Below are 12,349 nucleotides of genomic sequence, written 5' to 3' on the forward strand. Positions count from 1 at the left end.
ACGTTGCATGCCATGGGTACGCGAGTTTGCTGCGCGCGTGATGCGCCGAAGGCAGATGGCACAGACAATGCGTTTGTCTCGCCTGCCTTCGGCTTCAGGACGTCACCGCCTCACGGCGCCGCGTCCGCGTGAGTGCCGTCGACGACGCGGGCCGAACCGTGCGCATTCCCGCCGTTGTGGTCCGTCTCGCGGCTGTCGTTCGCCGCCTTGTCTCCCGGCAGCACAAGCGGCCCCTTCCCGGCGAAGCGGTCGAGGTAGAGATAGATCACGGGGGTGATATAGAGCGTGATGACCTGCGAGAACAGCAAGCCGCCGACCACCGCCAACCCGAGCGGCTGACGCAACTCCGCGCCTGCCCCGAGGCCCAGCGCAATCGGCAACGCGCCCATGAGTGCCGCGAGCGTCGTCATCATGATCGGCCGGAAGCGCAGCGCGCATGCCTGACGAATGGCTTGCGTGGGCGTCATGCCGCCGTTGCGCTGCGCGTCGAGTGCAAAGTCGATCATCATGATCGCGTTCTTCTTCACAATGCCGATGAGCATCAACACACCGATCACCGCGATGAGCGACAGATCCATGCCGAACAGACGCAGCGTAATCAGCGCCCCGACGGCCGCCGACGGCAAGCCCGCGAGAATCGTGATCGGATGGATGTAGCTCTCGTAGAGCACGCCGAGCAGCACGTAGATCACGAGCAACGCGCCGACCAGCAGCACGATCTGACTCGACTGCGACTTCTGGAACGCTGCCGCGTCGCCGCCCCAACTCGTGATAATGCTCGGCGGAAAGCCCAGTTGACGCTGGAAGCCCACGATCTTCTGCGCCGCGTCGCCCAATGCCGCACCCGGTGCGAGATTGAACGACAGCGTGATCGCCTGCAACTGGCCCTGATGGTTGACTGACACCGGCCCCATCTTGCGCTCGACCGTCGCCACCGCCGAGAGCGGTACCAGCGCACCGCCCTTGCCGCGCACGTAGATCTTGTCGAACGCGCCTTCGTCACGACGATCGTTGTCGTCGGCCTGCAAGATCACCTGATAGCTGTCGCTGGGCGTATAGATGGTCGACACCTGACGCTCGCCGAACGCGCTGTACAACGCGCTTCGAATGTCGCCGATGGCCACGCCGAGCGTATTCGCCTTGTCGCGGTCGATGGTGAGCTGCGCTTGCAGGCCCTTCATCTGCGCGTCAGTCGTCACGTCGCGGAAGATCGGATCGGCCCGCATGAGGGTCATCAGCCGGCCGGACCACAATTGCATCTCTCCCGGTTTCACGCTCTGCATCACGTACTGATAGCGGCTCTTGCTCTGCTTACCGCCCAGTTGCAGGTTCTGCACCGGGTTGAAGTAGACGTTGAGCCCCGGCACCTGCTTGACGTCGCGCCGCAGCCCTTCGAGCACCTCACTCATGTGCGGACGCTCGCCGTGCGGCTTCAGGTTGACGAACATGCGGCCCTGATTGCTGTCGCTGGCCGACACGATCACCGTCTCGACCGCCGGGTTGGCGCGAATGATATCGCCCGCCTGACGCAGCAATGCCGACATGGCCGTGAACGAAATGTCCTGCGCACCTTCGGCCGTCACCTGTACCTGCCCGATGTCTTCGCTCGGGAAAAAGCCTTTCGGAATCGTCGCGAACAGCACGCCCGTGGCAACGAACGTCGCGGCGGCGGCGGCCATCACCCACTGGCGATGCGCCAGGCACCAATCGACGCTGCGCACGTAGCCGTTCTGCACCCACACGAAGCCGTCTTCGAACCACTGCGTCGCACGCAGTCCCAGCCCTTCGTCCTGCTCATGCTTGAGAAACCGGCTGCACAGCATCGGGATCAACGTGAGCGAGACGGCGGCCGACACCAGAATCGCGAGCGACACCACCACGGCGAACTCGTGGAACATCAACCCGATCACGCCCGGCATGAAGAAGATCGGGATGAACACGGCCACCAGCGTAATCGAGATCGACAGAATCGTGAAGCCCATCTCGCGCGACCCGACCAGCGCCGCGCGCAACGGCGGTACGCCGTTCTCGATATGACGCACGATGTTCTCGAGCATCACGATGGCGTCGTCCACGACCAGCCCCACGGCGAGCGTGATGCCCAGCAGCGAGATATTGTCGATGGAGTAGCCCATGCCCTTCATGAGCGCGACCGTGCCGATGAGCGACACCGGCAGCGACATGACCGGAATCAACGTGGCGGCCAGACGTCGCAGAAACAGGAAGATCACCAGCGTGACGAGAATCACCGTGAGGCCGAGGGTGAACTGCACGTCGTCAATCGATTCGCGAATCGACACCGAGCGGTCGTTGAGCAGCTTGACCTGAATCGACTGCGGCATCTGCTCCGCCAGACGCGGCAGCGCCGCCTTGACCTGATCGACGGTGGCCACAGTGTTGGCATTGGGCTGACGCAGCACGGCGAGCACAATCGAGCGTTCGCCGTTGACCCAGCTGCCCGTCTTCACGGACTCAACACTGTCCTGCACCTCGGCCACGTCACGCAGATACACCGGGCTGCCGTTGACGCTCGCGATAATGAGGTTCGCGAACTGCTCGGCCTTGGTCATCTGACGGTTGGCCTCGATGGTCAGCGTCTGGCGGGTGCCGTCGAGCGTGCCCACCGGGCTGTTGGCGTTGGCCGACGCCAGCGCACGCGCCACATCGTCGAGCGTGAGCTTGCGCGCGGCCAGCGCGTCGGGACGCGCCTTCACGCGCACGGCGAAGCGCTTCTGCCCGAAGATCAGCACCTGCGCCACGCCGGGCAGCGTGGACAGCGTGGGAGAGACGAGGTTTTCCGCATAGTCGTCGAGTTCGGCCAGCGACATCGACGGCGAATTCATCGCGAGGAACAGAATCGGCGCGTCGGCCGGGTTCACCTTGCGGTACGACGGCGGCGTGGTCATTTCCACCGGCAGCTTGCGCTGCGCGCGGAACAGCGCGGCCTGCACGTCGACGGCGGCGGCATCGATGTCCCGGTCGCTGTCGAACTCGATGATGATCGACGTGGTGCCCTGCGTATTGGTCGAACTGATGACCGCCACACCGGCAATCGTCGAGAACTGCTTTTCCATCGGCGCGGCCACCGACGCGGCCATCGTCTCCGGACTCGCACCGGGCAACGTGGCCGTGACCTGAATGACCGGCGAGTTGAAGCTGGGCAGGGCGGAAATCGGAATCTGGCCGTACGCAATCAAGCCAGCCACCACCGCCGCCACGCACAGCAGGATCGTCATGACCGGCCGGCGGATACAGAGTTCGGACAGGTTCATGGCGCTTTCCCTGCGGCGCCATCACCCGCACCACGCGCCGCCACGACCGTCACCGCACTGCCCGGACGCAGGTTCTCGGCGCCCTCCTGCACCACGCGCGCGCCGGCGGGCACGCCATCGACGACCGCGAGCCTGGCCTCTACGTAGCCGACCTTCACGGGCTTGGCGCTCACCTTGCCGTCTGCGCCGATGACATAGACGAACTTGCCGTCAGGGCCGGTCTGCACCGCCTGCGGCGGCACCACGCTTGCCTGCCTGAGCACGCGGCCGATCACCGCGACGTTCAGATACATGCCGGGCCACAGCTTCGCATCGCGGTTCTCGTAAGCGGCCTTCAGACGGATCGTGCCCGTCTGCGAGTCTACGGCGTTATCGATGAAGCTGAGTTGTCCCGTCGCGGTCGTGCCGGTCGTGCCGGTCGTGCCAAGCGTGGCCGTCACCGCGACGGGGCCGCCTGCGCGCGCAGCCTGCAACTCGGCCAGTGCGCCTTCCGGCAGCGTGAAGCTGATATCGATCGGATCGAGTTGGGTGATGCTCACGAGCACCGCCCCGCCCGGCGTGACGAGACTGCCGGGGTGAACGTTGATCGCCCCGGTGCGGCCGTCGATGCCGGCGCGAATCTGGTTGTAATCGACCGCGACCTGACTCGCGGAAATCGCGGCCCGGTCGGCGGTGACCTGCGCGGAGAGGCTGTCGACACCGCTCTGCGCCGTATCGAGCGCGCTTTGCGAGACGAAATGCTCGGCGATCAATTGCTTGGTGCGAGCGAGTGTGCGGCGGGCGTTGGCGAGATCGGCTTCGTCCTTCGCCAATTGCGCCTGCACCTTCTTGAGGTTGGCCTCGTCCATGCGCGCATCGAGCGAGAACAGCAACTGCCCGGCTTTGACGAAATCGCCTTCCTTGATGTGCACCTGACGAATCGTGCTGGAAATCTGCGGACGCACCTCGACGGTCTGACGCGCGGTGACCGTGCCGTTGGCGATGAGCCGCACAGGCACGTCGCGCACTTCAACGGTAGCGGCACTCACCGAGGGCGCCACCGCCGCCTTGGCAGGCTTCTCCGCGCCACGAGAGCGCAACCATGCGCCGGCCCCGCCGATCACCGCAACCGCCAGCAAACCGGTGATCCAGCGGCGCGAGCGCGCCGTGCCCCGTGGCGTACCGCCTGCGCCACCCTGGGCGGCCGTCTGATGCCCGCGGGCGGCAGCGTCCCCCGGCATGTGCCGGCGGGCGTTCTCGTCACTCATCTTCTTCCCCGTTACCCATGCGACGCCCATTGCCCGGCAAACCCCCGTTCGCCCGGCCGCGCCTGTTTCTTCTGTCAAAACGGCCGTGGATTGCCACGGCCGTTCACGTCATGCCATTTTTCTGTTGCCGCCATGCGGCGTTGCGTCATTCCACCTTCATGCCCGTCAGTTCGGGCCTGCCGGGCGGATAGGACAACTTCAGATCGGTCAGCGTCTGCACCAGCAACTCTGCCACCATCAGGTTACGGTGGCGTTTTGAGTCGGAAGGCACGATATACCACGGCGCATCTTCCGTCGAGGTCGCCGATAAAGCCGCCTCGTAGGCCTTGGTGTATTGCGGCCAGAAGCTGCGCTCCTTGAGGTCGTTCAGCTCGAATTTCCAGTGCTTGTTCGGATCGTCGATGCGCTCCTGAAGCCGCTTGCGCTGCTCTTCCGCCGAGATGTGAAGGAAGCACTTGACGATGCGCGTGTGGTTGTCCGCGAGCAGATGTTCGAAATTGTTGATGTGGGTGTAGCGGCGCTTGCACTCGTCGGCGTCGATCCAGTCGTGCACACGGGTGATGAGTACGTCTTCGTAATGGCTGCGATTGAAAATCACCAGTTCGCCCGCTGCCGGCGCCACCGTGTGAACGCGCCACAGAAAGTCGTGAGCCAGTTCCATGGGCGTGGGCGACTTGAAATTCGCCACGCGAATGCCGAGCGGATCGACGTTCAGGAACACCGCGCGAATGGTGCTGTCCTTGCCGCTGGTATCCATGCCCTGCAACACGAGCAGAACACGGTGCTTGCTGTTGGCGTGCAGAATGGTTTGCAACTCGTCGAGCTTGAGCGCCAGTTCGGCCATGCGTGTCTTGTCGTCGACCTTGCTGTCGCCCGAAAATGGCTTGTCGGCCGGATCGAAATTCGACAGGTCCAGCTTCTTGCCGAGCGGTACGCGGTATTTCTCGAACATCGCCAACTCCTCATGACAGGCTATGCGGCAGTATCGCGCAAATCAAAAAGCGCGGCACCGAACCGGCTGCCGCGCTTTTGTCTGACGCTTTGCGACTGCCGCAGCAGCGGCAGCCTGAACCTTCGTCAGGCACCGAGCTTCTTCTTGAGCAACTCGTTGACCTGGGCCGGGTTGGCCTTGCCCTTGGTGGCCTTCATCGCCTGACCGACCAGTGCGTTGAACGCCTTCTCCTTACCCGCGCGGAATTCCTCGACGGACTTGGCGTTCGCGGCCAGCACTTCGTCGATGATCTTCTCGATCGCGCCCGTGTCGGTGATCTGCTTCAGCCCCTTCGCTTCGATGATGCGGTCTGCCGCACCGTCGTCGGTAGCGCGTTCTTCCCACATCAACTGGAAGACTTCCTTGGCGATCTTGTTGGAGATCGTGTTGTCGGCGATACGGGCGAGCAGACCCGCGAGCTGGGCGCTCGACACCGGGCTGTCGGCAATGCCGATATCTTCGCGGTTCAGCAGCGACGACAGTTCGCCCATGATCCAGTTGGCGGCCGGCTTGGCGCTTGCCTTGCCCGCCTTGGCGACCACGGCTTCGAAGTACGCGGCCTGGGCCTTCGATTGGGTGAGCACGGCGGCGTCGTAATCGGACAGACCGTACGACTCGACGAAACGCACCTGCATGCCGGCCGGCAGTTCGGGCAGCGCGGCACGCACGCGTTCGACCCACTCGCTGTCGATCACGAGCGGCATCAGATCCGGGTCCGGGAAATAACGGTAGTCGTGCGCGTCTTCCTTGCTGCGCATCGAACGCGTTTCCTTCTTGTCCGGATCGTACAGACGCGTTTCCTGCACCACCGTGCCGCCGTCTTCGATCAGTTCGATCTGGCGGCGCACTTCGTACTGAATCGCCTCTTCGAGGAATCGGAACGAGTTCAGGTTCTTGATCTCGGCGCGCGTGCCGAATGCTTCCTGGCCGACCGGACGCACCGACACGTTGGCGTCGCAACGGAACGAGCCTTCCTGCATGTTGCCGTCGCAAATGCCGAGCCACACCACCAGCCCGTGCAACGCCTTGGCGTACGCTACGGCCTCGGCAGCGCTGCGCATGTCGGGCTCGGTCACGATCTCGAGCAGCGGCGTGCCGGCACGGTTCAGATCGATGCCGGTCATGCCGGCGAAGTCTTCGTGCAGCGACTTGCCCGCGTCTTCCTCAAGGTGCGCGCGCGTGAGCGTGACAACCTTTTCGTACGCTTCACGGCCGGTACGGGCATCCGCTTCGACCTGAATCTTCAGCGAGCCGCCCTGCACCACCGGAATTTCGTATTGGCTGATCTGATAGCCCTTCGGCAGATCGGGGTAGAAGTAATTCTTGCGCGCGAAGATGCTGCGCGGCGCAATCGTCGCCCCGATGGCCAGACCGAACTCGATCGCGCGCTCGACGGCACCGCGATTGAGCACCGGCAACACCCCCGGCAACGCCAGATCCACAGGACAGGCCTGCGTGTTGGGGGCCGCGCCGAACTGCGTCGATGCGCCCGAGAAAATCTTGGAAGCGGTGGAGAGCTGTGCGTGCGTCTCCAGACCAATAACGACTTCCCATTGCATAAGGTTCACCCTGTCTCAACTTGTCGGCATGGCGCATTCGCCCTGCCCTTGCCGCCGGTCGTCCCCGCTGCGGTGACGCTCCGGCCTGTTCCTGTTCGTCGGTCGCTGCTGACGCTTATCTGCGAGTTCCCGCCGCGCAAATCCCCGAATGCGGATCGAAACTCACCGGCCATGCGTTCTCGTAGATACCCGGCGTGCAATACGCCTCGCAGTTCGCATGTCCGATGGTCACGTTGCCTGGGTCCTGCCAGATGAGCAACTTGCAACTCCCGCTGTTCGCGCGCAGTTCGATGCTCGGACGCCACTGCGTCTGGTGAAAATCCGCCAGATTGAAGTGGCAGCTCCCGCGCTTGCCGACCCACAGACGCCAGTCGAGCGACTGCACCTGATTGGCCGACACATTGAGCGTCGCCTGTTCGCGAAAACCGTCCTCGTCCGTCTGCGAGCAATACCCCGACAGATTGATCTCGCGGTACGCAATCGGCGTTGGCCGCCCAAACGGCAAGGTGCACGACGCGAGCGTGAGCACCATGCCGGCAAGCGTCAGGCCCCTGGCGGCCAGGGCCAGCGCAGCCGTGCGCGAGCCGGCAGGCGCGAGAGACCTCACCACGCGCGGGCGGCTCACGATCAAACGCCCGACGGCGCGCGCTTGTGCCAGTCGGTCGCGCGCTGGAACGCGTCGGCCACCTGCAGCAGGCGAGCTTCGTCGAAGTAGTTGCCGATCAGTTGCAGGCCGACCGGACGCGCATCGCGTCCCGGCCCGACCGGCAGACTCATGCCAGGCAGACCGGCCAGGCTAACCGACAGCGTGTAGATATCCGCCAGATACATCTGCACCGGATCGGCGCTCTTCTCGCCGAGGTTCCACGCGACCGACGGGGCCACCGGCCCCATGATGACGTCGCACTGCGAGAACGCGTTCTGGAAGTCCTGGGCGATCAGGCGGCGGATCTTCTGCGCCTGTAGATAGTAGGCGTCGTAGTAGCCGTGCGAGAGCACGTACGTGCCCACGAGAATGCGGCGCTTGACCTCGGTGCCGAAGCCTTCGGCACGCGACTTCTTGTACATGTCGAGCAGATCGCGATACTCGGCGGCGCGGTGGCCGTAACGCACACCGTCGAAACGCGACAGGTTCGACGAGGCTTCGGCCGGTGCCAGCACGTAGTACACGGGGATCGACAGTTCCGTCTTGGGCAGCGACACCGGCACGCGCACGGCGCCAAGCGTCTCGAACTCGCGCAAGGCGTTGTCGACGGCTTCGCGCACGTCGGCGTCGAGGCCTTCACCGAAGTATTCGGCCGGCAGACCGATGCGCAGACCTGCCAGCGGCTTGTCCGCCGTGGCACCGTCGAGCGGCTTGCCCAGCGCGCGCGCGAAGTCTTCGTCGGCACGCTCGAGGCTGGTCGAGTCGCGGGCGTCGAAGCCCGCCATGCCGTTAAGCATCCACGCGCAGTCTGCCGCGCTGTGACCGAACGGCCCCCCCTGATCCAGCGACGACGCGAACGCGATCATGCCGTAGCGCGACACGCGCCCGTATGTCGGCTTGATACCCGTCACGCCGCAGAAGGCGGCCGGCTGACGGATCGAGCCGCCGGTGTCGGTGCCGGTCGCGACCGGCGCGAGACGCGCAGCCACTGCGGCGGCCGAACCACCCGACGAACCGCCGGGCACGGCACGCTTGTCCCACGGGTTCTTCACCGGGCCGTAGTGCGAGTTCTCGTTCGACGAGCCCATCGCGAACTCGTCCATATTGGTCTTGCCCAGCGTGACCATACCGGCCTGCGCCAGACGCTCGACCACGGCCGCGTCATACGGGCTCACGTAATTCTCGAGCATGCGCGAGCCGGCCGTGCTGCGCCAGCCGCGCGTGACGAACACGTCCTTGTGCGCGACGGGAATGCCCAGCAGGGGCTGGTTCGCGCCGTCACCCGCCGCAATGCGGGCGTCGGCTGCACGTGCCTGCGCGAGACTGGCCTCGGCGTCGACGTGCACGAAGGCGTTCAGATCGGCAGCGCCGGCGATACGGTCCAGATAGTGCTGCGTCAGCTCGACGCTCGAGACGCGCTTCGCGTCGAGCGCGGCGCGCAAATCCTGCAAATGAATCAGATCTTGTTCCATGATGGCTGCTGTGTTGCGCGTGAGGGAATGAGGTGCGCCGAGGGCGTGCGGCAACACGTTGCGTGAACCCCGGCCGGGCCGGGCAGGCCGGACGTCAGGCAACGCGCCGGACTCATTCGATGACCTTCGGCACCAGATAGAGGCCGTCCTGCACGGCGGGGGCCGGACGTTGATTGGCGTCGCGGTCGACCACTTCCGTCACGACGTCGGTACGCAGCCGCTGGGCAACTGCCTGAATTTGCTCGATCGGATGCGCAAGCGGAGCAACGCCCTTCGTATCGACCGATTGCATCTGCTCGACGAGCGCGAAGAAGCCGTTCAGCTCCTTTTCCATATGAGCCGCCTCGTCTTCGGCCAGCTCGAGACGCGCGAGATGAGCGATGCGTTTGACGTCTGAGAGATTCAAAGCCATGAAGAAATCCCGAAAAAATGCGCATTGGAGAGCAGCCGGATGCGCACCTGACGCCAATATTAGGGACAGAATGCGGAGAATGCGCGAATGAGATCGAACTCGTCTGCGGTTTTACTCCGTGCACCGGGCTGCGCAGGAGGGCTGGCGCGCCGCGCCACAAGGCTCCCGGCCCGAACGCCGAGGGCGTCGAATGTGGTGTCAACGTGCTCGTTTTTCCTGCAAAACCTGCGAAATTATAAGGTATCATTGCGCATTAAATTTGCGTCGGAGCGTGTTTTTGCACCCTTCGCCGCTGTCGCGCAGGTGGGCCGCGGTCAATCCGGGGGGCGTGACAGATGATCGCGTAGTCCATTGAAAGCCCCTGACGCGACGGATTTATAACGGCAGCCCCGCCTCCTGCCCAGTACAGCATTCCTCGGTTTGTCCGCACGTTTCGCGAGCCGCCGCGTGGCGCCTGGCGATTTTTTTGCGAACAGTCCGGAACCCAGATGACAGGCAGTCGTCCCAGTCACATCCCTTGGGGCGGCCTCACGCAAACACAGGATTTTGCATGTTCGGTTTTCTTCGCAGCTATTTCTCCAACGACCTGGCCATCGATCTGGGCACGGCCAACACCCTCATTTATATGCGCGGCAAGGGCGTCGTTCTCGACGAACCGTCGGTCGTCGCCATTCGCCAAGAGGGTGGCCCGAGCGGTAAGAAGACGATTCAAGCCGTCGGCAAGGAAGCCAAGCAGATGCTCGGCAAGGTGCCGGGCAACATCGAGGCGATCCGCCCGATGAAGGATGGCGTGATCGCCGACTTCACGGTCACGGAGCAGATGATCAAGCAGTTCATCAAGATGGCACACGAGTCGCGCCTGTTCTCGCCGTCGCCGCGCATCATCATCTGCGTGCCGTGCGGTTCGACCCAGGTCGAGCGCCGCGCCATCAAGGAAGCCGCACACGGTGCCGGCGCTTCGCAGGTGTATCTGATCGAAGAGCCGATGGCCGCCGCCATCGGTGCCGGCCTGCCGGTCTCGGAAGCCACGGGCTCGATGGTCGTCGACATCGGCGGCGGCACGACCGAGGTGGGCGTGATCTCGCTGGGCGGTATTGTGTACAAGGGTTCGGTGCGCGTCGGTGGCGACAAGTTCGACGAAGCCATCGTCAACTACATCCGCCGCAACTACGGCATGCTGATCGGCGAACAGACCGCTGAAGCGATCAAGAAGGAAATCGGCTCGGCCTTCCCGGGTTCCGAAGTCAAGGAAATGGAAGTGAAGGGGCGCAACCTCTCGGAAGGGATTCCGCGTGCCTTCACCATTTCGAGCAACGAAATCCTCGAAGCGCTGACCGATCCGCTCAACCAGATCGTGTCGTCGGTGAAGATCGCGCTGGAACAGACCCCGCCGGAACTGGGCGCCGACATTGCCGAGCGCGGCATGATGCTCACGGGTGGCGGCGCGCTGCTGCGTGATCTGGACCGTCTGCTCGCGGAAGAAACCGGCCTGCCGGTGCTCGTGGCCGAAGACCCGCTGACCTGCGTGGTGCGCGGTTCGGGCATGGCACTCGAGCGCATGGACAAGCTCGGCAGCATCTTCTCCTACGAGTAAGGCAACGTGCGTGGTTCGTCGTCCGGCGCGGTGGGGCAATCCCTTCCACACCTCGCCAGACACGGCCAACCTCGCAGCAAGACCACGCGCACGGAGCTTGCCGTCATGCGGTTCCGTCGCGCCCGACTGACACCATTCGCGCACCGCAGCGGCTCGCTGCGCGTGCTTCCCTGAAGGGCCTACCATGCAGTACAGTCCGCCGCCACTGTTCAAACAGGGACCGTCGGCGCTGGCCCGGCTGATCTGTTTCGTCGCGCTCGCCATCGGCCTGCTCGTGGTCGACTCGCACTACAACACGCTGGAACGGGTTCGGGCCGTTGTCGGCACCGCGCTCTACCCGGTGCAACGCATGATGCTGTTGCCGCGCGACGCCATTCTCGGCGTGGCGGGCTTCTTCTCGACCGAATCGCAACTCACTGGCGAGAACCGCACGCTTCGCGAGCAAAATCTCGAACTCTCCGTCCAGGCCCAGCGCAATAACCAGTTGATGGTCGAGAACGAACATCTGCGCCAGATGCTCGCACTGCGCGAGCGCCTGCCCGTACCCAGCATTCCCGCCGAAATCGAATACGACACGCGCGACCCGTTCACGCAGCGCGTGGTCATCGATCGCGGTACGAAACACGGCGTGAAGCTGGGCGCGCCGGTCGTCACGGAACAGGGGCTGCTCGGCCAGGTCTCACGCGTATTCCTGCTGCAAAGCGAAGTCACGCTGCTCACCGACAAGGAACAGGCCGTGCCCGTGCAGGTCACGCGCAGCGGTGTGCATAGCGTGATTTACGGCGGCATGCGCGGCGACGTGCTCGACCTGCGTTTCATTCCGCTGTCGGCCGACGTCAAGGTCGGCGACGAAATCGCCACCAGCGGTCTGGACGGCATCTATCCTGCCGGTCTGCCCGTGGCCCGTATTACCAAGGTCGATCGCGTCTCGGACACCGCGTTTGCGCGCATTCTGTGTCAGCCGGTGGCCAATCTGCGCAGCCAGCGTCAGGTGCTGGTGCTGCAATACACCACGCCGCTCGCCCTGCACCCGGACGCCGCCGCCGATCTCGCGCGCGCCTCCGATCCGTCGGCAAGCGGCGAAAAGCCTGGCCAGAAGGGTGCCACTCGCGCCGATCCGAAGCGCGCGCCGACGCTCCGAAAGGGCCATTGAGGA

9 protein-coding genes are annotated in these 12,349 nt (G+C 64.3%); 2 read left to right on the forward strand and 7 right to left on the reverse strand.

Translation table 11 applies throughout. The annotated features are described in order from the left end of the window. Nucleotides 1-110: 110 nt before the first annotated feature. The 7 genes from C266_RS20395 to gatC all read right to left on the reverse strand — a co-directional run bounded on the left by C266_RS20395 (nucleotide 111) and on the right by gatC (nucleotide 9,599). On the reverse strand, nucleotides 111-3,272 hold the full coding sequence (locus C266_RS20395; protein WP_010805630.1) for an efflux RND transporter permease subunit: 3,162 nt from the start codon (nucleotides 3,270-3,272) through the stop codon (nucleotides 111-113). Next, a complete protein-coding gene (locus C266_RS20400) occupies nucleotides 3,269-4,519 on the reverse strand; it encodes an efflux RND transporter periplasmic adaptor subunit (RefSeq protein ID WP_246831206.1) in 1,251 nt (416 codons plus the stop codon). The genes C266_RS20395 and C266_RS20400 overlap by 4 nt, the downstream gene beginning before the upstream one ends. A 145-nt stretch (nucleotides 4,520-4,664) precedes the next feature. Then, a complete protein-coding gene (locus tag C266_RS20405) occupies nucleotides 4,665-5,471 on the reverse strand; it encodes a polyphosphate kinase 2 family protein (RefSeq protein WP_010805632.1) in 807 nt (268 codons plus the stop codon). Nucleotides 5,472-5,596: 125 nt separating this feature from the next. After that, on the reverse strand, nucleotides 5,597-7,069 hold the full coding sequence (gene gatB / locus C266_RS20410; protein WP_010805633.1) for an Asp-tRNA(Asn)/Glu-tRNA(Gln) amidotransferase subunit GatB: 1,473 nt from the start codon (nucleotides 7,067-7,069) through the stop codon (nucleotides 5,597-5,599). 115 nt (nucleotides 7,070-7,184) lie between these two features. Then, nucleotides 7,185-7,601, reverse strand: coding sequence for a hypothetical protein (locus C266_RS20415; RefSeq protein WP_246189753.1), 417 nt, complete (start codon nucleotides 7,599-7,601; stop codon nucleotides 7,185-7,187). 95 nt (nucleotides 7,602-7,696) lie between these two features. After that, nucleotides 7,697-9,187, reverse strand: a complete 1,491-nt coding sequence (gatA, locus tag C266_RS20420; protein ID WP_010805635.1) for an Asp-tRNA(Asn)/Glu-tRNA(Gln) amidotransferase subunit GatA — start codon at nucleotides 9,185-9,187, stop codon at nucleotides 7,697-7,699. A 112-nt stretch (nucleotides 9,188-9,299) separates the two neighbouring features. Further along, nucleotides 9,300-9,599, reverse strand: coding sequence for an Asp-tRNA(Asn)/Glu-tRNA(Gln) amidotransferase subunit GatC (gatC, locus tag C266_RS20425; protein ID WP_010805636.1), 300 nt, complete (start codon nucleotides 9,597-9,599; stop codon nucleotides 9,300-9,302). Between the two features lie 550 nt (nucleotides 9,600-10,149). On the opposite strand from gatC, the gene C266_RS20430 reads away from it, so the two are divergent. Both C266_RS20430 and mreC read left to right on the forward strand, forming a co-directional pair. Beyond that, a complete protein-coding gene (locus C266_RS20430; RefSeq protein ID WP_010805637.1) occupies nucleotides 10,150-11,193 on the forward strand; it encodes a rod shape-determining protein in 1,044 nt (347 codons plus the stop codon). Between the two features lie 184 nt (nucleotides 11,194-11,377). After that, nucleotides 11,378-12,346, forward strand: coding sequence for a rod shape-determining protein MreC (mreC, locus tag C266_RS20435; RefSeq protein WP_010805638.1), 969 nt, complete (start codon nucleotides 11,378-11,380; stop codon nucleotides 12,344-12,346). Nucleotides 12,347-12,349: the final 3 nt, after the last annotated feature.

The sequence above is a fragment of the Pandoraea sp. SD6-2 genome, from assembly GCF_000389825.1.
In the GTDB taxonomy this organism is placed as follows: Bacteria; Pseudomonadota; Gammaproteobacteria; order Burkholderiales; family Burkholderiaceae; genus Pandoraea; species Pandoraea communis.